Consider the following 23997-nt stretch of genomic DNA (forward strand, 5'->3'; position numbering starts at 1 on the left):
AATTATCAACGTTTTATAGCTACTATATTCTGAAACGCAAAGATTTCAAATGCGGCAACATTGTATTCACCGAGGGCTTTCAGACCATCCGGCAACAGGCGATAGAAATCATATCCCGGCAGGATATCGATAATATCTTTAAAGAAGGTGCGTGATATCACATTCATTTCGTTGAATTCAATCTGGATGACACCAATGATACCATCTTTAATCGCTTTACGGGCTCCTTTTAATACATTCAGCTCATTTCCTTCTGTGTCTACTTTCAGCAAAGCGATCCGGGAGAGTCTGTTGTCTTCGATAAACTCATCTATTGTGGTCAGATCGATGGGAATTTCTTCCACTTCGCTTTTACGAAAGTCGGCAATCACTTCTTTATACATGCTGGCATGTTCTGAACCCTTGTTCTCCACATAATCATAAATGTAAGTGGTCAACGCAGTTTCTCCGGCACCTTTCTGCACAGGAATAAAATGATGTAACGAAGCGGCTTCTTCCAGTTTATTAAATGCAACGGGATGAGGTTCGAATGCATAGATGGGTAATGAGACCTTCTTATTGCGCAGCATAACAGAATAGCCACCGATATTGGCGCCTACATCGAGAATAACACCTGCGTTAAATCTGCCGGTGGAGAGCATATATTTAACAAAAGCGTTTTCTCCGCTTATATCATCATTCTCATGATTCATGATACCAAGGCCCCGCATACTCAGTTTATATAACAACAGATTAAAGGAGTAGAGCGCTTTGCGTGCAAAGATGAATACATAGACTTTCCTTAGGGTGTCTGTGAGCACATTCATTGGTTGATTGTTTGGATTGGAGTTAGTTTATAGTTGTTCCTGTACACCTGTTGCTACATTGTGCACAGGCATACCTTTAATGCATTCATATCTTTCATGGCCAGACAGGTAGTTGAGGTTCCCTTTTTTATCGCGGCTTTCACGGAAACGGGAATATACATAACCTTCTTCAGGTGTAAGTGCTTTCAGCAATCCCAGACGTTCTTTTTTCACAAAATAAGCATTATTACCTATAGAATTTGATCCGACAAAAGCATATCCTTTTTCTTCAGCCAGCATACACAGCGCTTTGAGTGATGCGCCAAAATACAAATGACTGTAGTGTGCACGCTCTCTGACAAAATCCGGTTTATAGGGCACAGTAATAGCTTTCTCAATACCAAAGACACTATTATATTCTGCTACTACAATAACGGGTTCAACTATATTAATCGCTTTCCACACCCAATAATCATTGCCGTCAATATCTACTGAAAGTAATCCGATCTCTCCTTTCAATCCCTGCGAACCGATCAGTTCATTAATATTATCTGTTGTGATAAATGCCTTTACAGCTTTCAGATCGTGTTGATAATAGATATCGTCCGACTGTATATAACGTATACTCTTTTCAGATCCATCAATCACCATACCCGACCAGTTATTATATTTCAACAGAAAGCGGGTGTTGGATTCAACATAGTTTTCCACACCGAATTCAACAAAGGTTGTTTCGGGGATATACACCTTATTAATGAGGTATTGAATAATACCATCATCTCCTGTTTGTGAAAACACTTTGAACTCAGCGGCTGCAATGTTGTCCAGTACAGGCAGCTCCTTATTCTGACGGGCTAACAGGGTACCTAACAATAAAAGATCTGTTTGCTGGGCTTTCCTGGTGGTATACAAAAAATGGTGCAGGACATTAACCAATTTCGTCATTCGTTTCATTAAAAACATGGTATGAGTTAGGTGAACGGAGAGCTCTCCGAAAATATGTCAACTCATAAATACAGAAATAATATAAATATTGTTCATTTCGTAATAATTTCTAACATATCCGGTGTAGCGACTCTTCTGCGGATACTCAGTATGACAAAGGCGTAGTTCCGCCTGCTTATCTTTTTTTGGCAATTTTGTGCAAATGATATTTTTGAATTAACTTGCTCTGGTCTACGAATGCATAATCAATAAAATCTGCAAAATTCTCACTTGCATATAATGGTGCCCCAGCCGTTATAAGGAATTTTATTGTTCTATCTGATAGCCATTCCATGACTCCTAACACGTCCTCACCAAGATACTTTTTCAGCCTTGATGCCATAAGAGGCTTTGCTGCTCTTATTGTCGTCCTGTGTCACTGGCAATTCTATTTCTATACTGATCAGACGCTACAAACCAAGCCGCTCGAAGAGCTCGGCCTGCCCTTATTTCCTTACCTGTCAATTTTTTACCACCATGCTTTTTTTGCGGTGGATCTCTTCTTCCTGTTATCCGGATTCATCTTCTTCTGGTTTTATGCTGATAAGATTGCGGACAAAAAAACACCTTTCGGCAATTTCATGTGTTACAGGATTACAAGATTATATCCTGTTCACCTGATTACGCTGATTGCGATTGCACTGGTACAGTATGTCATGTTCGGTATGAACGGGCACACGTTTATCATCCAGAATAACGACACCTATCACTTTCTGCTCAACCTGCTGGTGATACACAGCTGGGGTTTTGAAAAGACGCCCGCATTAAACGGCTTTAACGGCCCTTCGTGGTCAGTGTCAGTAGAACTCCTGCTGTATCTGCTTTTTTTCCTGATCGCGTGGAAGAGACTACATCGTAACAAAGGGCTGATTGTCGCCATGATTGTGGCTGGCGCGGTCATTCAGTATATCTATTCCATGATCGGACAGGGTATTTATTCCTTCTTTCTCGGCGGACTCACCTATCACATCTATGCATGGATGACAGAAAAAAAGCAATTACATCGTATCGCCAATGTAGTAAGTATAGCGGCCATCGCTCTCTGGATCATTGTCGTGACTGAATACGCATTTTCATACATCAGGGATTTTTCTATGCCTTTACTGAAAACAGTCTTACCCGGCAAGGATGAAGCTTTTCACACTGCATTGTTCAATCTGTCACGCAATACTTTCTTCCGTACCATTATCTCGCCCATCACTATACTGACACTGGCATTGACGGAAACGACCAGAGGTGGTCTGAAAATAAAATGGATGCTGGTATTGGGCAACGCCAGCTATGCATTGTATCTCCTGCACTTCCCGCTCATGGTGACCTTCTTTATTATGGCAGATGTGCTGGGTATCAGCAAAGAGGTATTTCATTCACCGCTTACATTGCTGACATTCTATGCTGTATTGATTCCACTAAGTATACTTACTCATTATTACTTCGAGCTTCCCATTCAGGACTTATTCAGAAAGCGGCTGCTCAGGAAGCCGGCGCCGGTTCCCGTTACTGCGGTCAACAATCAGATTACCACGTAATACATAGTGCCAATAACGTCTTACTGTTATCACCTTGTTTTTATTAATCAAAATCGAATATGATAGCTAGAATCCATTTACTGTTATTTCTTGCCTCGGCCCTTCTTACAGGCTGTGTCAACACCAAAAAAATCACCTATTTCAATGATCTGGAGAAAATTAACGGAATTGAAACCGCCAACAGGTTACAATCATTTAAAGTACAGCCGGGAGATATCTTACAAATTACAATTACTACGATTGACAAAGACATTTCACTTATTCTGAATCCGACGGCAGTCAGCTCCTCTCCTATGAGTCAGCCCGGTATGGATCCGGGTTACATCGTAGATAGTGCAGGCTTTGTCAGTCTGCCGCTGATCGGAAAAGTGTATGTAAAAGAAAAAACGACTTCAGAGATCAATGACATCATTACACAGGAACTAAACAAGACGATCAGGAACCCATATGTATCGACGCGTGTAGCCAATTTCAGGGTCTCGGTATTGGGTGATGTCGCCCATCCCGGTTCTTACAGAGTAACCGGAGAAAGAGCCTCTATACTGGATGCACTCAGTATGGCCGGCGACCTGAACCCCACTGCCGTACGCAATGATATTATGATCATACGGGAGGTGAACGGAGAAAAAACATATGTCTCCCTTAACCTGAATGATGGCAAGACACTGGGCTCGCCATATTACTACCTCAACAACAACGACGTCATCTATGTGAAGCCCGGCTCTAACAAACTGTTTGGCACATCGAAGCTGGTACAGCTCTTACCTGCAGCAATCGGCATTCTTTCATTAATTACCACTATCGTTATCGTCTCTGTTAAATGATACACCAAATGAATCGAAATAAAGATCTTAATAATAAAAATGCGCTGATCGATCTGGGAGACCTGTTCAAAAAACTGCTCTTCCACTGGCCGCTTTATCTCATCGTACTCCTTATTGCTACAGCGGGCGCATTGACGTATCTCAAATACGCCCGTCCGAGGTATATGTCCAGCGCCAAGCTATACCTGAAAGATGAGAAGAAGAACGGGGAAGAATCAGACATGCTCAAATCACTCTCTATCTTCAACAACGGTAAGAATATCGAAAATGAAATGGAGGTACTGAAGTCACCTATTCTTGTGGAAAAGGTGATACGGGAGAACCGTTTTAATGTGCGTTATTTCAAAAAAGGTGCTTTCCGCAATGAAGAGATGTATGAGCAGAACCCTTTTCAGCTGAACTTTCTCAGCGATAGTGCCCGGGTAGGTAACTATCAGTTTGACATCACAGCGGATAAAAATCTGCTGAACGTCAAATGGGTCAACAATCCCAAAGATGAAGACATTGTTTTTCATGTACATTCCGGTGACCCCTTCTTTGTCAGTAAAGACCGGTTCAGTATCAGCTATAATCCATCAATAGATGCAGGCAATAATAGCTTCCGTATACAAGTGGATTCTGTCGAAGAAATGGCCTACAAGAAAATAGAAGATATCGGTACGGCGCTGGTGAACAGAGATGCGACTGTGGTCATGGTTACTTATGAAGATCGCGTTGCTGCACGGACTGCCAATTTCCTCAATGCCCTGCTGGATACTTACAATGAATATACGCTCGATGATAAGAACCGTGTGGCCTTAAAAACCATCCGTTTCCTCACTGTGCGTATCGACTCATTAAAAGATGAACTGGGTTTTCTGGAAAAGCAGGAGGAACGCTTTAAAGTACAACGCGGCATCACGGATATAGAAGGAAGCTCCAAACTGGCACTGGAACAGGTAAAAGAAGCGGATCTCAAACTGAACGATGCGAATATGCAATTGTCCGTATTTGATCAGGTAGAGTCTTATATCAATGATCCCGGTACAGATTATCCATTTGCGCCTGTACTCGGCAATGTGGATCAGGCACTGACGGGCATGATCAACCGGTATGAAGAATTACTGAAAGAAAAGAAACGGCTCTCCCTGTCTCTGCAGCCGGGTAGTATGATCCTCCAGAACATGGACGCGCAGATCTCCGATGCAAGAAATACGATCAAGAACTATATCTCCGGATATAAACGTAATGCGGGAGTAGCGCAAAATCAGATGCAGACCAAAGTGAATCAGATACAGGCGAAGATCGCCAATATCCCTGCATATGAAAGAGAATACATAAACATCAAAAGACAGCAAAGTGTAAAAGAAAATCTTTATCTGCACCTGCTGAAAAAGAAGGAAGAAGCTGCTATTTCTTACGCCAGTAATGTAACGGACAATAAAGTACTCGCACCTGCCTTTATTCCTGCCAAACCGGAATCACCAAAGAAAACGCTGGTATTTGTGGGTTTCCTTGCAGCAGCACTGGTACTTTGCACCGTCTATATCTACATCAAATATTTCCTTAATAACAGGGTGCTGGATAAAACAGAGATTGAACAGGTATTTGGCAGACCAGTAATGGCAGAGATCTATCAGGATGAAACAGGAGAAAAAGACCTGTCACTCCATAACAGATCTGTATTACTGGAACAGATCTTTAATCTGCGTACGAATCTCCGCTTCCTGCTGAATGAACATCATAGTCCGGCCACCATTATGATTACCTCGAGTATTTCCGGTGAAGGAAAAACCTTCATGACAGCACACCTTGGAAATGCCCTGACGGTGAACAACAAAAAAGCGATACTGCTGGAACTTGATCTGCGTAAACCCAAGTTATCCCGTTCTCTCGGATTGGATAATCAGGTGGGGATCACCAGTTATCTGGTGGAGAGTAAAACATTAGAGGAAATCATCAAAAAAGTACCCGGTACAGATCTCCATATGATCTCTTCAGGCCCTATTCCTCCGAATCCGGTAGAATTGATAGAAAGCGCGAGAATGCGCCATCTGCTGGAAACACTGAAGCAACGTTATGACTATATACTGATAGATACGGCGCCAATCGGTATCGTATCTGACGCCAAGAGTCTTGCACCTTATGTAGACTGTACCCTCTTCATGGTACGCTACAATTTTACTTTAAAATCAAAGATGGCTGCTGTTGCAGAAACAGTCAGAGATAGTTTCTTCCGCAAGTCAGGTGTCATCTTCAATGGTATAGAACAGGACTCTTTCTACCCTTATTACTACTACGATCATTATTCTTATTCGGAGAACGCACAAAAAGCGAAGGTATGGTCCTCATTAGCTAAAAAAATGAAACAACGCATTGCATAAAATATTTACAAATAGTGGTTGGCTGCTGGCAGATAAACTGGCCAGACTCTTCATCGGTCTGATTACGATGGCGATGATTGCGCGGCATATTGGTCCGGAAGCATTCGGCATCTGGAACTATTCCCTCGCACTCACAGCTATTGTAGGCAGTCTGGCGATACTCGGACTGGATAAAGTGGTGGTAAAGGAAGTTGTTTCTCATCCTGAAAGGGAAGACGGCATCATTGCCTCTACCCTCGTGATCCGTTTTGCGGCCGGCATGCTGGCATTTCTTGTCTGCGCGGCGGTGGTATACTTTACGAAGCCTGATTCATCTGTATACCTGTATTGCACATTGATCACAGGACTGACCATCATTCTGCAGAGCTTTGATGTATTTGATTATTTCTATCAGGCCAAAAACGAGGTACAGCAGGTCATCATTCCCAAGGTAGTCCTGTTTGTAATCTTCTGTATCCTCAAAATTGTATTCATCTATCTGAACGGCACCTTGTTACTGTTCTTATGGCTGTCATTTGCAGAGTTACTGCTTACCTATCTGATCATACTGATCAACTATCTGCGGAAGGATAACCGGCATCTGATCACGGCTGTCAGTCTGACGGAAGTACGGTATCTCCTGTTGCACAGCTGGCCTCTGATGTTTACGGGTGTGTTGATCGTGCTCTATCTGAAATCAGATCAGTTATTACTGGATACACTCAGCACAGCTGTACAGGTAGGAGAATATGCCGCTGCTGCGAGGATATCCGAATTATGGTATGCATTACCTACAGTGATTGCGACGGCATTACTGCCGGGACTGATCACTAAAAAGCAGGCAAGCCTTGACGCCTATATACAGGCTATGGAGCGGTGGTTAAGATTGTCTTTCTGGACCAGTACACTGATTGCACTGGCGATGACCTTTTTTGCGACGCCTGTTACACAGGTATTGTATGGGATACAATATCCGAAATCAGGTATTATTCTGTCTATTCATATCTGGGCTAATATTCCCGTCTTTCTCTGTACTGCCCTGATGCAGTATCAGCTGATAGAGGGTTCTTACAAAACCAATCTATACGCCAGCGTAGCAGGCCTTGTTGTAAACATTTTCATCAACATACTGCTGATACCATCACTGGGCGGAATCGGAGCCGCTATCGCTACTGTGGTATCATATGTGGCAGTGTGTACATCACTGGTGGTGCTCGACAAAACGGGCAGGCTTGCCCTGCTTATGCAAAAGATGCTATATCCGGCAGAAGCGGTTGCAGATGTCAGATATATGTTCGACGCCTTCAAAATATTTGCAGACAATTTCTTATCAGTAATCCGTGAAAAGTATTTGACGAAATGACGAGTGTAAAAAAAATATTAGCAACCCTGGCCTCAAAAGTTGCCCCACAGATCCGATATCTGGCGCCGGCTTATAGCTCCGAAGGAGAAGATCTGATTCTGAAAAGGATCTTCGACAACAAAACAAATGGCATATATGTCGATGTAGGGGCACATCATCCCTTCCGTGTATCTAATACATACCTCTTTTATAAAATGAAGTGGACAGGCATCAACATTGACCCTATGCCGGGCTCCAAGGCATTATTCGATAAATACCGTCCGCAGGATGTGAACCTTGAAATGGGTGTTTCAGCTACCAGACAGCAACTGACCTATCACATATTCAATGAACCGGCATTAAACACCTTCTCACCTGACAAGGTGGAAGAATATACGCAGGATCCGAAATATCAGGTGATTAAGGAAAAGAAAATCGAAACATGGCCATTGGCAGATATACTCGATCATTATCTGCCCGCAGGAAGGTCTATCGACTTTCTCACCATCGATGCCGAAGGACTGGATATGGATGTACTCCGGTCCAATAACTGGAAGAAGTACCGCCCTGCTTACATACTGGTGGAATCCAATCCATTCCTGCTTTCCAATATGGATAACTGCGAACTGGGACAATTCATGCAACAGGCAGGGTATGCCATTTTCGCAAAAACGTATTATACCTACTTCTTTAAAAACATGAGTCATGAGTAAGTTATATGTCCAATATGGTTGTGGTCCTTTTTCAGCACCAAAAGGCTGGAAAAACTTTGATGCATCACCGACGCTGCGTATACAGCAATTACCCCTCATCGGCGGCCTGCTAAAAAACAGGATGCATGTGACCTTTCCTGAAGATGTATTGCTGGGTGATATTCTGAGAGAATTACCCGGTATTGATCCTGACTCCTGTGATGGTGTATACTGTTCTCATGTATTGGAACATCTGGCATATGATGACTGTGTACTGGCCGTACGTAATACGTACAAAATGATGCGGCCGGGGGGCTATTTCCGTTGTGTGGTACCAGATCTGGAAAGCGCTGCCCGTGAATATGTACAGGATCTTTCCAATCATGACAGAGAGGCAAATACCAAATTTCTGGAAAAGACAATGCTGGGGAAAAAGCAAAGGCTACGAGGTTTCAAAGGGCTCATCCAGACAACACTCGGCAACAGAGAGCATTTATATATGTGGGACACTCCCTCACTGACTAATATATTACAACAGGCAGGATTCAGGCAGGTCAGGACCTGCAGGTTCAATGATTGTCCGGATGATATGTTCAGACTGGTGGAAGAAGCATCCAGATTTGAGAGCGCAGTCGCATTAGAGGCTATAAAATAAAGCACATTGAATACACCTGTTTTATTACTCATATTTAACCGTCCCGGTCAGACCATGCGTATACTGGAAACAATCCGTATGCAAAGACCTGCGCAATTGTTCGTAGCTGCTGATGGTCCCCGCCGGTACAAAGCCGGAGAGGATAGTCTGTGTCAGGAAACCAGAGACACCGTACTTAATTACATAGACTGGCCATGTGAAGTAAAGACGCTGTTCAGAGATCACAACCTTGGTTGTGCCAGAGCGGTGAGCAGTGCTATTGACTGGTTCTTTTCCGAAGTGGAAGAGGGTATTATACTGGAAGATGATTGTCTGCCGGATCCTACTTTCTACACACTCTGCGCAGCACTGCTGGAACGCTATCGTGATAACGACCGTATCATGCATATCGGTGGTAGTAATTATCAGGCCGGTGTGAGCAGAGGTGATGGTTCTTACTATTTCTCACGTTATGCACACATCTGGGGATGGGCGACATGGAGACGGGCATGGCGGTATTATGATTTCTCCCTGCACAGGTATCGTCATTATTCTACCAAAGGGCTGCCGCCACAATTTGCAAGAGATCTGGAGACTTTCTTTGCAGAAAAGGTGGATACCTGGGACACGCAATGGTTTCTATCTGTGCTGTTCAACAAGGGACTGGCCATTACTCCCAATACAAATCTGATCAGAAACATCGGTTATGGCAGAGAAGCCACCCATACTAAAAATGAACCTGCGTGGTTTAAAAAGATGGTATACGGTAGCATTCCGGTCATTCAACATCCCACAGCTGTCAGGTTAGATGACGAAGCCGATGACTATACCATAGATACAGTGTTCAAGTGTAGTTACTTTTTTCATGTAGTAAAAAAGATGGTAAAAAATAATACGCTGTTGTACAGTCTGTACAAACGCATATCATAAAACGGAAGGGCGATGGATAGTATCTATAATTTACTTGTCAGCAGTAATATGTACGTGGAGGTTTTCAAGGAAACCATGCCACTGGTCATTGCCGGCGCTTTGCTGCACTTACATTATAAGGGGCGTATTACGGCACTGGAAGCCTTACTGTATGCTTTCTCCACGGAAGCGTATACGATGCTGCGGGTCGGGCCTACTTTCACCGCCACGTTCTTTGTCAGTGTCGCATTTACTGTTGAACAGCTACATTATCTTATCAAAGGACAGATCTTTATTAACCGGCGATATCTGTTGTTACTCATATTACCCGCGCTATCCAGTCTGGTGATTTTCCTTGTTGTACAACTGTATAAAGATCCATTCTATTATCCTCCGGGAAAACAGAATGACTTTTATCTGCGACCCCTCTACTTTTATATCAAAACATACCTGCCATTATTTGCCATAGGCGCCAAGTTATTACAGGATAAGGAACAGTTGTCTTTCGAATACTATGCAGGCGTGATGAAGAAGATAGCTAAGTTCTCTTTCATTATTGCTACGCTACAGATCTTCTGTCAGCTTATTCTCAGAAACGAAACATTGGGAGAAATCATCGGTTTGCAACATCGTTATATGCTGGAATCATCCGGGTCTGCATTCAGTATGAGGGTACAGGCCTTGTTTGGAGAGCCGAAGGTATTCAGCGCATTCCTCTCTGTATCCATTCCCTTATTTGTGCGTGACAAAGAATACAGGCTGGCTGCGCTTAGCATACTTATGGGTTTGCTCACCGTATCACAAACGTTCTGGATCAACATGCTATCAGCTGTGATCACCTTTCTCGTAGTAGGCCGCTTTCCGTCTACCCGCATAAAGATAGCCGGTACACTGGGGATCATCATCAGCCTGTTCCTTATCATCAATGAATCAAAAGACTATTTCATAAAACTGTATGCGAAGAATCAGAACAGCGCCATGTATCAGCTGGTATTTAAACGATCTGTGTACAGATATGATAATGAAATCTGGCAGAAAGACAATGTTGTATTAGGTATGCCTTTACAACGTGATATGGAACTGCCGGTAGTCGATTTCTTTAAAGATCAGCCATATCTGTTACTATCAGGCTATGGAGCGGGCAACAGTACGTTTATTCCTGCGCAGTATTTCTTTGGGCAGATGAACTATGAGAACAGGCTTAATGGTGTGGGAGGACATAATCTCAATATGCGATGGTTTTACATACTAGCCGAATTTGGTTTCTTTTCATTAATCATTTTCTTTTTTATTCTCACGCATACACGGAAGGATATCCCCATATTTCAGAGCAGCTACTTTGCTTTTATATGGGTCTGTTTCTTCTTCAGTCAGATCGATCTCTTTCTTATTGTCACCGCACTTTTATGTGCACATGATGAAAATGAATCACCGGCACCGGGCATATATCAACTGAAACATTCTTATTAGGCTTATGCAGATTTTCCTGGACAATATCGTATTTACCATACAAAAAGCAGGCGGCGTATCAGTTTACTGGTATGAGCTGTTGCAGGGAATGTGCAATGCAGGGCTGCCGGTCAGTTTTCTGAATGCAGGACTTAATCCGGGTAATATCTTTGAAAAGCAGTTGAACTATCAACAGCATCCCTGTATCCGGGAAAGCTGGATTCCCCCAAAATATCTGCGTTATCTGCCCCTGCAATATACGTTGCCCCATAGCGCCATATTCCACGCCGGATATCTACGGGTATCTCCCCAGAAAAATGTACTGAACATTATGACAGTACACGACTTTGCACATGAGCGCAGAATAGCGACCCGTTTCCCAAGGGGGCTTGCCAATACACAGCAGAAGGCTTATGGCATAAAAAGAGCAGATGGTATTATCTGCATATCAGACAGTACAAGAAGAGAGTTACTACACTTCTTTCCTGACACCGATCCCGCAAAATTAAGGGTAGTGTACCACGGCATTGCCGATACTTTTTATCCGCTGGATAAAACAGCTGTTGCTGCTTCTTCCCTGCCCGCAGGCATTAACAAACCTTATATACTGTATGTGGGAGGAAGAGACAATTATAAAAACTTCAGTATTGCATTGGACACCATTGCGCTGCTTCCATCGACTTACATGCTGGTAGTCGCAGGCGGAGGCCCATGGCATAAACAGGAGAAACAGCTGATAGAAGAAAAACTACAGGGGCGTTATGTTATTGCTGAAAATGTACGCCCCAACGATCTGAATACGCTCTACAACAACGCCCGTTGTCTGCTTTATCCTTCCTGTTACGAGGGCTTTGGTTTTCCTCCGGGAGAAGCTATGAAGGCAGGTTGCCCTGTGGTCACCACCAACTGTACCTCCATGCCGGAAGTGGTAGGAAACGCCGGGCTACTGGCTACCGAAATAACAGCGAGATCATTTGCGGAAAGGATCCTGCAACTGGAAGATAACAACTTCCGGCAGGAGGTTATACAAGCCGGGATCGCACAGGGAAGCCTGTTCACCTGGGAGAAGAGTGTCAGGGAAACAATACGTTTTTATAAAGATTGCTGGAACAACAAATTTGCATCATGAACCTTATCTTCAAACTGGCAGACGCTGCCAAAGTCTTTTTACAATCCGGCAGAGGATTAACTTCACTCCTGAAGAAGGGCGTATCTATCGCCTCCACACAACTGTTACACAACTGTAAGCATTACATCCCCGAAGTAAACACGATTCTGGATGTAGGCGCCAACAGGGGACAGTTCGCACTATCTGCCAAACATTTTTATCCGGGTGCAGGTATCCATTCCTTCGAACCCATACCGGAAGTGTATTCCACCTTACAGCAGAATACACGGCATATTCCACGGATCCACACCTACAACTTTGCATTGGGCAGTACAAACGGTGTACTGGAGTTTTATGCGAATCATTATTCACATGCCAGCTCCGCATTACATGTATCTTCTCTGCAACAACAGCTGTTACCTCAGACAGCGGAAGCGGATCAGATCAAAGTACCTGTAAAATGCATGGATGACCTGCTGCCGACATTACCGGTAAAATCACCAGTACTGTTGAAGCTGGATGTACAGGGATTTGAAAAGGAGGTGCTGAAGGGCGCTGTTCATTGTCTCGGACAAATAGACTATCTCCTGTTTGAAACATCGTTTGTACAGATGTATGACGGCGAACCATTGTTCGATGAAATGCACAATTATGTGAAGGAGCTTGGCTTTGAATTTATAGCACCAGTAGGTTTTCTGCAAACAGATGATCTGCAGATCCTGCAAATGGACCTTTTGTATAAGAGAAGGAAATAATCTTCCGGAGTTTAACCTTAAGAGCACGTTATTTCATAGTCGCACCCCAATTATATCATGCACCAGTATAAAAGTACATCCATATGAAACGACGTATTCATGCTACTCAGTTTCTAAGACAGACGATCGACTACATAGTACTGACCGCCGCTTTTCTGTTAACCAGACAATATATCGCAGATAAGGGAGATGTCTTCTTATCTAATTTTAATGTCCTTCTACTGATGACAAGTCTGTTTGTATGGACGGTCACGGGAACCTCTCTGCGGCTGTATGATGACTACCGGAAGACCTCATCCTATTCTTTTGAATTTGTAGCCATTCTGAAAAACGTATTGCTGCATGTATGCATATTGTCTTTTCTGTTCTTTTACTTTTTTAAATCGTACCCTTATCCTCGTACTTTCACATTATTGTATGGCGTGTACATATTCGCGGGTATTATTACAACCAAGTATATTGTAAAGAAACTCACATTACGCTGGAGGTCTCATCACAGCAATCCCAAGAATGTGCTGATTGTCGGCACAGGACAGACAGGTATGAATTTCTATCACACGATCACCGCCAATAATCACTTTGGATATAACTGCGTTGGTTTTGTTGATGATCAGACAAACTCGCTTATCAACGGACGTTATCTTGGCAAGATTTCGGAGCTGACCAACATTCTGGAGTCCAATGAAATTGATGATGTGATTGTGGCATTACCGGAATCGTCCAGAGAACAAACCCAGCAAATCATCGTTACCAGTGAAAGAGCTGCCAAAAGGGTACAGCTCATATCAGACTTTCAGCAGTATTGTACGCCTACCACGAGCGTAAATCTGCTGGGGAATATACCATTGGTGAATCTGCGGTCATTTGCACTGGACGATCCCGGACATCAGAGGCTGAAGCGGGCATTTGATATCTGTTTTACACTCACTGTAATGCTTTCGTTCAGCTGGTTGTTTATACTGATAGCGCTACTTATTAAAATTTCCTCCAAAGGACCGGTCATCTTCAAACAGGAAAGATGGGGATTAAACAACAAGAAGATCACCTGTTATAAATTCCGCTCTATGAAAGTGCAGGCATCCGAGGTAGACAGCAATGGTAAATTCCTGCAGGCTACCCGGGATGATCAACGTGTAACAAGGATAGGGCGCTTCCTGCGTAAGACCAATCTTGATGAACTGCCGCAATGTATCAATGTGCTGATGGGTAATATGTCTTTTGTAGGACCACGTCCACATGCTACTCCCTTGCATATTGAAGCAAGAGAAACGATACAGCATTACATGTTACGCCAGATGGTAAAACCCGGTATTACCGGCTGGGCACAGGTGAACGGTTGCAGAGGAGAAACCCGCTTTTCCGGACAAATGCAGAAACGCGTTGATCTGGATATCTGGTATATCGAAAATTACAGTTTCTGGCTGGATTGCCAGATCATCTTCCAGACATTGATGAACATGATCAAGGGAGACAAAAATGCGTACTGATAGCTGATATGTCGAAACGTTTATTACTGATAGGTGGCAACTTTGCCCCTGAACTGACAGGTGTGGGAAAATACAACGGAGAGATGATCGGATGGCTGGCCAATAACGGTTACGATTGCACAGTCATTACATCTTTTCCACATTATCCGCAATGGAAAATACAGGCACCCTATACTAAAAGCAGATACTGGTATAAAAAAGAAACAGGGTATTATGGGCATGTGCTGGTCTATAGATGTCCGCAATATATCCCCGCACGCCCTTCCGGCAGCAGACGGCTGTTGATGGACTTTAGCTTTGCGATCAGCGCTTCTTTTCAGCTGTTATTACAGCTATTCAGGAAGAAAGCGGACTTTGTAATGGTAGTAGCGCCCCCCTTTCATCTGGGATTACTGGGTGTATTATATAGCAGGCTCAGAAAAGCTACTTTCATTTATCATATACAGGATTTGCAGATAGAAGCTGCCCGGGATCTGGGTATGATCAATTCTCCCACTCTCATAAAATTACTTTTCGGTATCGAAAGATATATACTGCGAAGCGCTGATGTTATCAGCAGCATTTCTGAGGGCATGATCCAAAAGATCAGCGATAAATGCGGACATGCTGTTACCAGTTTTCCGAATTGGGTGGATGTACGCTTGTTTCATCCGCTGGAGAACAGGAATCAGATCAAAATGGCATATGGCTTCGCTAGTAGTGATACAGTTATACTATATGCGGGGGCAATCGGAGAAAAACAGGGACTGGAAGCCATTCTGCATGTAGCACAGCAGGTGAGTCACCTGTCACATATCAAATTTCTGATCTGCGGAGCGGGACCTTACAGGGAACAATTACAACAGCAGGTACGATCCCGGGAGTTACATAATATTCAATTCAGGGATCCGGAGCCTTTCGACAGTTTCAACCGTTTACTAAATATGGCTGATGTGCATCTCGTGATACAGAAAGCGAGTGCAGGAGATCTTGTTATGCCCTCAAAGCTGACGACTATACTGGCGGTTGGTGGAGTGGCGGTAGTTACTGCGAATGAGCATACCAGTCTTTATAAGGTAGTTACAGCAAACGAAATAGGGATTGTGGTACCGGCAGAAGATGCACAGGCCTTAACAGCCGGTATCATGCAGGCTGTCAGTAAAAGACAGGAGCATATCACCGAAAATGCACGGCGATATGCTCTTGAATATCTTTCTATTGATAAAATAATGTCCAGGATGCAGGATACTATCAGGGAACCCACATGATGTTGGCGCCTGCGGTAGTACTGGTCACACCATTATTGGTGGAGGTAAAGTTCACCCCACAGAAGCTGACCATGGTCGTAGTTCCATTGATCGCAACATACACAGTACCTGAAGCACTATAGAATGGTTGCAGAGAACTAACGGTTGATACGATTCTCACTTTACCCGGAGCAATCACACCATCATTTACCTGAATAGTGTAAGTACCTTCAGTTGGAGGCTGGTTACCCGGGAACTGGAAATCACAGATCGCCAGGTTTTTACTTTCCGCTCTGATGAGGAAGTTGGAACCGCTTACCATACCGGTAACGAGATTAAAGGACATTGTGGTCGCCTTTACTATTTTCAACACGTTACTATCCAGACCACAGGGATTCCATGGACCGGTTATCGTGATCTTATCAGATGTAGCCGTGTAAGTACAACCGCCATTAGTTACCACACTTAATGTATAAGTCTGGTTTCCCTTTGGAGGATTAGGGATTACAGGAGCCCTTTCATGAGATACATAACCGCCGGGGCCTTCCCAGGTATAAGTTTTAGGTTCATCGATACCAAAAACTGATAACCTAAGGGTATCATTCTGGCCCAAAGGTGCGTTAGAGGATATTTTAGGTTTCAGCCCGAGGTCACATACGGTTTCTTTACCACCACCTGCACCACCACCACCACAGGCTACTAATAACCCTGAAATTCCAATAACGAATGCTAATAATATATACTTATGCCGCATTGCTGAATATTCATCAAAACCCTTAATACTTTTAAGACAATATTTCGAAATAAGATTCCGTTTAAATGATATCATAAGGTTACAGGATATTGGATATAGGTATACGCTGACTCTTTCATTCCTGCTATCTCAATCTGTATTGTTGCAACACTACCAGTCTACCCGACACTGACCGGCCTGTACCTGATTTTTCCTTATAAGGAAAAATGATAAAATCAGATATAAACGACAATCTCTTTGTTGGCTCAATACATCAAAAGGTGTACAACCGAGTAATAAATATAGTAAATAGTTTATTTATTAATATTTTTTTATATTAATAATACAGTAAGATCATATCGATAAGAGAAGAAAAAAGCAATAAAAGCAGATCATTTACAAGCACTTATACACATTAAAAATACTAGTGATTTTTTTTCATTTTTCCTAGGCAGAAAGGTGTTTTTTTACGCAAAAAGCCAAAAATCGCCATATTCAGGGATAAAAACAGCAAGGGCCGGAATGGTGATTCCGACCCTTGAAATTATCAAAAAGTGATACTTTTTTAACTATTTGATGCTGATCGTTTGTTCAGCCAGATTCCATCCTGAAACAGTTACTACTGCATTAGTATTTTTACCGATTGCATCTCCACTGATAGTCACCAGTTTCTCTTCTCCCGGCAATACAGACACATAGTTGTCATTATAGAATACGGGCAGGATACGTTTCTTTGTTTTGCTATCTACCAGAGATACGCGGTTAAAGAACGCTACCGGACCATTGGCAGGGTTACTGATCTTCACAGTAATGCTATCATTAGTAGCCTTTTGCGCAACGATCTGTACTTTGGCAGCCTTCATTTTCTGCAGACCGGAGTAATTACCGGTGCTGTCAGGGAACCAGTACAGGTTATCATCTATTACTTTCTGGTCTTTGTCCAGCAGGCGTAAAGACAGGAATACGCCTTCTTTAGCAGCCATTTTATCCAGACCATGTTTCACAGACAGGTACTTCTGTACCGTTTTCGGACTGATCTCTGTGAATACCTGCGTAAGCTGTTTACTTTTGCCTTCCATATCATATGCTGTCAGTTGCAGCATTACATCTGTATAATATCTGAAGGTATTATTGACAGTGAAGATGTTACCATCAATCGGGTTACACATCACATGCAGTGGTGCGCCACCCGTACGGTTACCATACAGACAGGCGTTCGGATCAAGGTAGTAATCATACATCTGACCACGCAGGGCTGTCCATGGGTTCTGTGTTTTCCAGATGATTACCCCTGTATACCAGTCCCACATATGGGCGCTAAAGCCTTCCATCAAAGCACGGTACTGATCATAGTTCACCAGCTGGGCCTTGTTAGCGAAGTCTTTTACATCTTTTGGTTTACCATATGGAGCCACAAAGTCGAAATAAGGGATATATTTATGATAATCCCATACTGAATCCACGCCACCTTTTTTATTCTCAGGCACTTTCATGTTGGCTGCCGGGATAAATCTTTCCAGTGATTCATAATCACCTACCCCTACAGAACCCACTTCTGAGTTGAAAGGGAATGTTCTTTCGTTCCAGAAAACGGAGAGCGGCTGTATATTATAAGGACCATCACCATTACCACCGAGGCTGTTGTAAGACATGCTATCGGTATTGGAATAATGGAAGAAGAAACGGGTATTATCCAGTGAAGGCAATAAGGAATCTTTTATTGCAGCGAGGATATCTACGGGAGGGGTAATTTCATTACCACCACACCAGAAAGCGAGGGATGCATGGTTACGCAGCATTTTGATCTGGTCAGCCACTGATTCTATGAACAGGTTGTGGTCATCAGGATAGCGACGACGCGTCCATTGGTCTTCTTTTTTCTGCGGATCTACCCATCTGCCGTTACAGTCACCGGACATCCAGAAATCCTGGAATACCAACATACCATATTTATCGCAGGCTTCGTAGAACTCTGGTCTTTCTGTCAGACTACCACCCCAGATACGGATCAGATTCAGATTCATATCTCTGTGGAAACGTACTTCTGCATCATAGCGTTCTTTGCTGAAGCGGAACATCGCATCGGAAGTGATCCAGTTACCACCTTTGATAAAGATCTTCTGACCGTTTACAGCGATCTCGCGGCTACTTGTGTGTGAGTTCCAATAGGTCTGGATCTCTCTTACACCGAAGTTGACTTCTTCTACATCATCTACGCCTGCATTTTCTGCGAATTCCAGTTGCAGGTTGTACAGCTGCTGCGGACCATAACCACTTGGCCACCAGAGTTTAGGCTCTTTCAGCTCGAGATCCGGCAATTGTACTGTAGTAGTTGCATTGGCTGCCAGTGTTACCTTCTGTGAAATGGTATTGCCTGCCAGTTTATAACGCAGTGTACCTTCCACGCTCTTCGCGGTCGCATTTTCCAGCGTTGCTTTTACCATTATGGTAGCTGGCGCCTGCGGACCTTCCGGCAATCTCACACCAGATACTTTGGTAATTACCTGTGGATCTGTAATATGTACGGCGCCTGTTTTTTCAATGGTTACTTTATCCCAGATACCGGTGTTACGGTCACGCATTGGCTGAATCCAGTCCCAACCAGCGGTATACTGCGGACCTACGTTCTTTGCGATGGTACCGTCACCACCCTGTCCACCGTTAGGATTACCAACAACAGCAGGTGGGTATACTATTACTGCCAGACGGTTCTTCCCATCTTTTGCCAACCATTGGGTGATATTATAAGAATGTCTGAGATAAGTACCGAAATGTGTATTGGGATTCAGGCGGTGACCATTCACATAGATATCACAACCGTCGTTTACACCTCTGAAATGTAACCATACCTGCCCATCAGCTCCGGGCTTCTGCTCTGCAAAATCCTTTACAAACCAGTAGGTATAATGATCTTTCCCGGTATTGTAAATATCCGGAATACGCTCATTGTTCATGCCGTAGAAAGGATCCGGCACCAGTTTGTTATTCAGTAATGTTGTCAGTACTGTTCCGGGCACTGTTGCCGGCAGCCAGCCTGAAAGCTTGTAGGATGGCGCGGAAAGCGCTTCTCCCTTTACAGTCACTTTCGCAATGTTGTTACATTGCCAGCCACTGTTCAATTCATATTGGCTTTGTGCAGCCAATGGTAAAAAAGGTGCTAGTAAAAGACCTGTCGCATTCAGTAATTTCCGAACCATAATGTGCATGAAAAGTTTACAGGCAGAAGTGCCTCATTCACTGATAAAACAAAAATATACGTTGACAAGCCAAAATCAAAATGCAGGAGGGGGAATAATGGATAGACGGCAGGCAGGAGACACAAAAATCAATAATGCACCATTATTTGTGAATTAACTATTAGCAGACGGAAGTATTATAAAAACTGCTGGTATAAGACTAAACCAGCACTGTTTAAACCTACAACTGTATACTACGCTGTCAGACAACGTAATTACAGCTACAAAGGTACAGCTGCCGGTCGCAATAAAGGGCGCGGTTTCCTCCAGTAAACTACTTACTATCAGGTTACCGCTTATACATAAAAAAGGTGAAAAGTGACATGATCACCTTCCACCCTTCATATATGGCAATTAATAATCGTTATGCAGGATCTGACTCTACGATCACCACTTTGGTATATACAGATCTGGTAGGCGGATTACGCGTAGTACCATCCACATTCTGTATTTCCAGATACAGATTACCAGTTTCGTAAGTGTAGATATAAGTAGAGCCGTTAATCACGTCAGGAATTGCTTCCCATAACTGCTGATCGTCGGAAATGTATACCAGGATACCACTGTTCTGATTTGCATAATCATCTAATTCTGCAATAGGGATCTGGGCATAATAAGTTTTTGTTGTGTTGTCGTATTTCCAGGCGTCAGGCTTTACTTCAAACTGAATAGTTTTATTAGGTATAACAACTTCCTGGGTTATTTCTTCTTTGGTGCAGCTGCTGAAGGTGAATACGCAACCTAACAGCAACATAGGCAGAAGCAACAGTGATTTCATAATGAGAGCCGGATTGATAGTGATTTAATATAGATTGATATGATAAACGATTATCAGATATCATATCAATAACAAATAGAATGCCATAAAAAGGATTTACTCTTTAACGGCCTCCAGTGTAGTTTTAGCAGCTGCAGCAACATCCGGATCTTCGCTATTCAGCAGCAGGCGGATGAAACGTTCCTTGTCAGCTGCCTTTTTTTGTGCCAGTACATGCAGTAAAGTGATCTGCGCAAATGAAGGTGCGTGTTGCAGTGCTACTGCTACATAGCCGGACACATCTCTGCTTCTGATACTTAACAGACTATTACCGATTGCTTTCACTTCTGTGGAATCGGCCGTCTTCATAGCTACCAGTAAAGGACTTAACATCTCTGTACTCTGCAGTTGCGCAGAGGCTTCGATGGCGGCCATCCTCACACGTGCATCGCTATCCTTTAACGCTTTTGTACACAATGATATTGCAACACGTTGTTTACTGGCGGCCAGCATTGCGATGATAGCCGCTTTAGTAGCGGGTTGCGAGCGCTCACCTTTTTGTGCCCAGACATCGGCATTGGCGGCATTCATGTATCTTCCGGCCATTGCAAGAGCGGCCGCTGCATATTGCGGATCTTTATTATCAGCGGCCAGCGTCAGTGTATTTGTTGCATTATCCCCCATGATGTCCACGATCGTTTTCAATGCAGCGATACGTATATGTGAGGGCTGTCTCCTTTACATTGCCGGAGTATTTTATTAGCGGCAGTTTGCGCTGGCGCTGTCGGCCAGTTATGACCAAGATTATTGATAAACAACAGATATGCCGCTGTAGCACCAGTTGTATCATAGGCAAAGTTTACTTTTTCAGCAGCGGCAAATAGTACCGGTTCGCTATCCTCGCTGGCGATATTCGCGAGTGCAAATAATGCTGTTCTTCTTAATATCGGATGATGGGAAGCGACACGTAATGTAATCCCCCCTTCAGCTGCGAGATACTGCAGATCGCCAAGGGCTTTTATCAGTGCTATTTCACCACTACCCTTTGCTTTATCCAGTGCCAGCTCCATCGCAATCCGGGAAGCAGAAGTTTTGATCTGTGACAATACACGAACGGCAGGATCGCTGAAACGAGCTTGTAGCAAATAGGTTTCAATAATGTTACCGCTGCATTATCTCCGAAGAACTGTAGCTGTTCTATCAGGAAAGTTTTACAGCTTACATCAGTGGTCAGTCTGAGTGCTTTCCCCCATGCTTTCACCGCTTTATTGCGCAAAGAATCTCTTGTAGCGGCAGCGACGTAATTGGCATAGCCATTTAATGCATATTGCAGGGCAGTATTGTCTCCTTTCCCCGGAGGACGCAGCATACAGGCCATTTCAGCCAGTCCGTTGATGCCAAGCGCGGTTATCTGTTGCATACAACTGTCCAGTTGTAATTGACTTTGCGCAGGCATACGTTTTAGTATCCGGCTGATCCTCACGGCATAGGGACTTTGCTTTTGTTGGGCAGACACTGTGACACAACTCAGCAACAGTATGACGAATAATATCTTTCTTTTCATAGGATTTCAATTGTCTGTCAGGCCCAACCAGCGCGGGCAGGTGGGTCAATCAGGCTGTTAGCGGCATCATCGTACAGGAATACCTGCCGCTCAGGATCGAACTCCAGAGAACGGCCTACCTGCAATGCTATCTTCGCTATATTTACAAGTGTACAGGAACGGTGTCCATTTTCTTCATTCAGGGCAAACTGTCGGCGCTCTTCACAGCAATGAGAAAATCAGTCACCTGTGGCGGCGGATCAGGGTAAGCTGCCAGCTTTTTCTCCAGTTCAGGAATATCAGAGCGGAAACCGGGATATAACTTACCCGAAGGCCTTCAATAAACGCAGCTTTTTCGTCTGTGCCTTCTCCATCGAGAATGATTTTGCACCCATCCTTGTAGGTATAAGTGATCCTTCTCCAGGTACCTACTGCATCAGGGTGTTGCTGTGGAGCATCTACTTCTACTGAAAGGACTTGTATCATCTTTTCCAGTATATATTGCACCGGGTCGAGGTAATGTTGGCCCATGTCTCCCAATCCACCGCCATCATAATCCCAATATCCCCGAAACGTTGATGTACTCTGTCGGGATGATAAGGTTTATATGGAGCAGGCCCGCCAGCGGTCGTAATTTAATTCTGCCGGCACCGGCGTCACAGGAAGATTGGTTTTACCGACCCAATGTTGTTTCCAGTCGAAACCGGTATGACGATTCAATGTTACGGTAAGCGGCCACCCAGCATACCACTGTTAACCAGTTTCTTGACAGGTTTAACCGGCGTATTCATCCCATAGAATTATCCTCAAGCGAACCAGTATTTAGCCGGAACATTCTTCCATATTGCTGTAGCTTCTTTTACTCTTTCCCCTCTCCTATGGTACGTGTCATTGGTTTTCACACCAGAGTCTTTGCCTGCACGAGCTGCTTCAACGGACATAATCCCATGCCAGTGAGGTGGAGTGGCAATATGTACGATATCGACTTCAGGTAACTGTATCAGTTCACGGTAATCATCGAATGCTTTCACGCCTCCTCCAAAAATCTCCTGTGCCTGTTGCAAAGCAGTTTATCCCATCACAGATAGCCACCACCCTCGTGCCGGCGTATCCGAAATGTCTTTTCCCATTCCACCCGTACCGATCACGCCTTTTGTCAGCTGATCACTGGGCGCCAGGTACCCGCGCCCCAGTACATGGCGGGGCACAATCGTAAATGCGGCCACGGCCCTATACTATTTCTGAGGAAGGTCCTTCTGGATTGATTCTTTTTTGCTCCATGTGATGGTTAAAATTCAATAAGCAGGAGCAAGATATAAAATGATTTTGCAAGTGTGTATTTCTGTGATAAACGGGTTATCAAATTGCAGCAAACATTCTCTATATTCGTTACGTGCCAGATTTTATAAACCCGTTTACCAACATCTGAGCCCGTATAATCCTTAAAAATAAGATCCCTGGAAACCATTCACCATTAACACCACAATACATGCCAGCTCTTATTGATATCCTGTTGCCCGAGAAGGTGAAAACCTCACCCATCATTCCACAGGAGTTTCAAGCATATGTCTATCCCTTACCAGACCAATTTTCAGATCCACACCACATTTACACGGATAGAGCAGATCATTGCTATCCATGGTTGCCGTATCATGAATGTCA

22 protein-coding genes and 1 pseudogene are annotated in these 23997 nt (G+C 43.8%); 12 read left to right on the plus strand and 11 right to left on the minus strand.

Going from position 1 to position 23997, the window contains the following annotated elements; translation table 11 throughout:
- Window positions 1-5: 5 nt before the first annotated feature.
- The gene (locus tag FEF09_RS12965) at window positions 6-806 is read right to left on the minus strand and encodes an FkbM family methyltransferase (protein WP_146305503.1); all 801 of its coding nucleotides are present in this window, start codon (window positions 804-806) and stop codon (window positions 6-8) included.
- Window positions 807-833: 27 nt separating this feature from the next.
- Window positions 834-1697, minus strand: coding sequence for a hypothetical protein (locus FEF09_RS12970; RefSeq protein WP_261387455.1), 864 nt, complete (start codon window positions 1695-1697; stop codon window positions 834-836).
- Between the two features lie 365 nt (window positions 1698-2062).
- On the opposite strand from FEF09_RS12970, the gene FEF09_RS12975 reads away from it, so the two are divergent.
- From FEF09_RS12975 to FEF09_RS13030, 12 genes are all read left to right on the plus strand, one after another.
- Window positions 2063-3298, plus strand: coding sequence for an acyltransferase family protein (locus FEF09_RS12975; RefSeq protein ID WP_146305505.1), 1236 nt, complete (start codon window positions 2063-2065; stop codon window positions 3296-3298).
- A 59-nt stretch (window positions 3299-3357) separates the two neighbouring features.
- Window positions 3358-4122: a polysaccharide biosynthesis/export family protein gene (locus FEF09_RS12980; RefSeq protein ID WP_146305506.1), complete on the plus strand. Its 765-nt coding sequence runs from the start codon at window positions 3358-3360 to the stop codon at window positions 4120-4122.
- An 8-nt stretch (window positions 4123-4130) separates the two neighbouring features.
- Window positions 4131-6485, plus strand: a complete 2355-nt coding sequence (locus FEF09_RS12985) for a GumC family protein (protein ID WP_186774325.1) — start codon at window positions 4131-4133, stop codon at window positions 6483-6485.
- A complete protein-coding gene (locus FEF09_RS12990) occupies window positions 6478-7827 on the plus strand; it encodes a flippase (RefSeq protein WP_146305508.1) in 1350 nt (449 codons plus the stop codon). Before FEF09_RS12985 ends, FEF09_RS12990 begins: the two co-directional genes overlap by 8 nt.
- Window positions 7824-8519 carry an FkbM family methyltransferase gene (locus tag FEF09_RS12995; RefSeq protein ID WP_146305509.1) on the plus strand — a complete coding sequence of 232 codons (696 nt, stop codon included), beginning with the start codon at window positions 7824-7826 and terminating at the stop codon, window positions 8517-8519. Before FEF09_RS12990 ends, FEF09_RS12995 begins: the two co-directional genes overlap by 4 nt.
- On the plus strand, window positions 8512-9153 hold the full coding sequence (locus tag FEF09_RS13000) for a class I SAM-dependent methyltransferase (protein WP_146305510.1): 642 nt from the start codon (window positions 8512-8514) through the stop codon (window positions 9151-9153). Before FEF09_RS12995 ends, FEF09_RS13000 begins: the two co-directional genes overlap by 8 nt.
- 6 nt (window positions 9154-9159) lie before the next feature.
- Window positions 9160-10062, plus strand: coding sequence for a nucleotide-diphospho-sugar transferase (locus FEF09_RS13005; RefSeq protein ID WP_146305511.1), 903 nt, complete (start codon window positions 9160-9162; stop codon window positions 10060-10062).
- Between the two features lie 12 nt (window positions 10063-10074).
- A complete protein-coding gene (locus FEF09_RS13010) occupies window positions 10075-11511 on the plus strand; it encodes a hypothetical protein (protein WP_146305512.1) in 1437 nt (478 codons plus the stop codon).
- Between the two features lie 4 nt (window positions 11512-11515).
- Window positions 11516-12619, plus strand: coding sequence for a glycosyltransferase family 4 protein (locus FEF09_RS13015; protein WP_146305513.1), 1104 nt, complete (start codon window positions 11516-11518; stop codon window positions 12617-12619).
- Window positions 12616-13353, plus strand: a complete 738-nt coding sequence (locus FEF09_RS13020; protein ID WP_146305514.1) for an FkbM family methyltransferase — start codon at window positions 12616-12618, stop codon at window positions 13351-13353. The genes FEF09_RS13015 and FEF09_RS13020 overlap by 4 nt, the downstream gene beginning before the upstream one ends.
- 83 nt (window positions 13354-13436) lie before the next feature.
- Complete coding sequence (locus FEF09_RS13025; RefSeq protein ID WP_146305515.1) at window positions 13437-14840, plus strand: undecaprenyl-phosphate glucose phosphotransferase; 1404 nt, start codon at window positions 13437-13439, stop codon at window positions 14838-14840.
- Between the two features lie 8 nt (window positions 14841-14848).
- Window positions 14849-16087, plus strand: a complete 1239-nt coding sequence (locus tag FEF09_RS13030; RefSeq protein ID WP_146305516.1) for a WcaI family glycosyltransferase — start codon at window positions 14849-14851, stop codon at window positions 16085-16087.
- Here the strand turns inward: FEF09_RS13030 and FEF09_RS13035 are convergent.
- The 9 genes and pseudogenes from FEF09_RS13035 to FEF09_RS32980 all read right to left on the minus strand — a co-directional run bounded on the left by FEF09_RS13035 (window position 16071) and on the right by FEF09_RS32980 (window position 23561).
- Window positions 16071-16820, minus strand: coding sequence for a hypothetical protein (locus tag FEF09_RS13035; protein ID WP_146305517.1), 750 nt, complete (start codon window positions 16818-16820; stop codon window positions 16071-16073). The two genes, FEF09_RS13030 and FEF09_RS13035, sit on opposite strands and share 17 nt — an antisense overlap.
- 548 nt (window positions 16821-17368) lie before the next feature.
- Window positions 17369-19996, minus strand: a complete 2628-nt coding sequence (locus FEF09_RS13040) for a glycoside hydrolase family 2 protein (protein WP_261387456.1) — start codon at window positions 19994-19996, stop codon at window positions 17369-17371.
- A gap of 403 nt (window positions 19997-20399) precedes the next feature.
- Complete coding sequence (locus tag FEF09_RS13045) at window positions 20400-20813, minus strand: hypothetical protein (RefSeq protein WP_146305519.1); 414 nt, start codon at window positions 20811-20813, stop codon at window positions 20400-20402.
- Between the two features lie 96 nt (window positions 20814-20909).
- Complete coding sequence (locus tag FEF09_RS13050; protein ID WP_146305520.1) at window positions 20910-21497, minus strand: HEAT repeat domain-containing protein; 588 nt, start codon at window positions 21495-21497, stop codon at window positions 20910-20912.
- Window positions 21494-21862, minus strand: a complete 369-nt coding sequence (locus FEF09_RS13055) for a hypothetical protein (protein WP_186774326.1) — start codon at window positions 21860-21862, stop codon at window positions 21494-21496. Before FEF09_RS13055 ends, FEF09_RS13050 begins: the two co-directional genes overlap by 4 nt.
- Window positions 21820-22356 (minus strand): hypothetical protein, encoded by a 537-nt coding sequence (locus FEF09_RS13060; RefSeq protein ID WP_146305522.1) that lies wholly within the window; start codon window positions 22354-22356, stop codon window positions 21820-21822. Before FEF09_RS13060 ends, FEF09_RS13055 begins: the two co-directional genes overlap by 43 nt.
- A 17-nt stretch (window positions 22357-22373) precedes the next feature.
- Window positions 22374-23055 (minus strand): annotated as a pseudogene (locus tag FEF09_RS32970) (hypothetical protein).
- Between the two features lie 86 nt (window positions 23056-23141).
- Window positions 23142-23399: a Gfo/Idh/MocA family oxidoreductase gene (locus FEF09_RS32975; protein ID WP_261387457.1), complete on the minus strand. Its 258-nt coding sequence runs from the start codon at window positions 23397-23399 to the stop codon at window positions 23142-23144.
- 6 nt (window positions 23400-23405) lie between these two features.
- Window positions 23406-23561, minus strand: coding sequence for a hypothetical protein (locus FEF09_RS32980; RefSeq protein WP_261387458.1), 156 nt, complete (start codon window positions 23559-23561; stop codon window positions 23406-23408).
- Between the last annotated feature and the right edge of the window lie 436 nt (window positions 23562-23997).

The sequence above is a fragment of the Chitinophaga pinensis genome (assembly GCF_007896845.1).
GTDB lineage: Bacteria > Bacteroidota > Bacteroidia > Chitinophagales > Chitinophagaceae > Chitinophaga > Chitinophaga pinensis_C.

What these genes read in the sequence shown, in the direction of transcription:
- FEF09_RS13020 (WP_146305514.1), top strand. Translation starts at nt 12,616, where the DNA reads ATGAACCTTATCTTCAAACTGGCAGACGCTGCCAAAGTCTTTTTACAA.
- FEF09_RS13060 (WP_146305522.1), bottom strand. Translation starts at nt 22,356, where the DNA reads ATGAAAAGAAAGATATTATTCGTCATACTGTTGCTGAGTTGTGTCACA.
- FEF09_RS12965 (WP_146305503.1), bottom strand. Translation starts at nt 806, where the DNA reads ATGAATGTGCTCACAGACACCCTAAGGAAAGTCTATGTATTCATCTTT.
- FEF09_RS12975 (WP_146305505.1), top strand. Translation starts at nt 2,063, where the DNA reads ATGACTCCTAACACGTCCTCACCAAGATACTTTTTCAGCCTTGATGCC.
- FEF09_RS13055 (WP_186774326.1), bottom strand. Translation starts at nt 21,862, where the DNA reads ATGGAGCTGGCACTGGATAAAGCAAAGGGTAGTGGTGAAATAGCACTG.
- FEF09_RS13040 (WP_261387456.1), bottom strand. Translation starts at nt 19,996, where the DNA reads ATGGTTCGGAAATTACTGAATGCGACAGGTCTTTTACTAGCACCTTTT.
- FEF09_RS13010 (WP_146305512.1), top strand. Translation starts at nt 10,075, where the DNA reads ATGGATAGTATCTATAATTTACTTGTCAGCAGTAATATGTACGTGGAG.
- FEF09_RS13025 (WP_146305515.1), top strand. Translation starts at nt 13,437, where the DNA reads ATGAAACGACGTATTCATGCTACTCAGTTTCTAAGACAGACGATCGAC.
- FEF09_RS13015 (WP_146305513.1), top strand. Translation starts at nt 11,516, where the DNA reads ATGCAGATTTTCCTGGACAATATCGTATTTACCATACAAAAAGCAGGC.
- FEF09_RS13000 (WP_146305510.1), top strand. Translation starts at nt 8,512, where the DNA reads ATGAGTAAGTTATATGTCCAATATGGTTGTGGTCCTTTTTCAGCACCA.
- FEF09_RS12995 (WP_146305509.1), top strand. Translation starts at nt 7,824, where the DNA reads ATGACGAGTGTAAAAAAAATATTAGCAACCCTGGCCTCAAAAGTTGCC.
- FEF09_RS13030 (WP_146305516.1), top strand. Translation starts at nt 14,849, where the DNA reads ATGTCGAAACGTTTATTACTGATAGGTGGCAACTTTGCCCCTGAACTG.
- FEF09_RS12980 (WP_146305506.1), top strand. Translation starts at nt 3,358, where the DNA reads ATGATAGCTAGAATCCATTTACTGTTATTTCTTGCCTCGGCCCTTCTT.
- FEF09_RS12985 (WP_186774325.1), top strand. Translation starts at nt 4,131, where the DNA reads ATGAATCGAAATAAAGATCTTAATAATAAAAATGCGCTGATCGATCTG.
- FEF09_RS13035 (WP_146305517.1), bottom strand. Translation starts at nt 16,820, where the DNA reads ATGCGGCATAAGTATATATTATTAGCATTCGTTATTGGAATTTCAGGG.
- FEF09_RS13045 (WP_146305519.1), bottom strand. Translation starts at nt 20,813, where the DNA reads ATGAAATCACTGTTGCTTCTGCCTATGTTGCTGTTAGGTTGCGTATTC.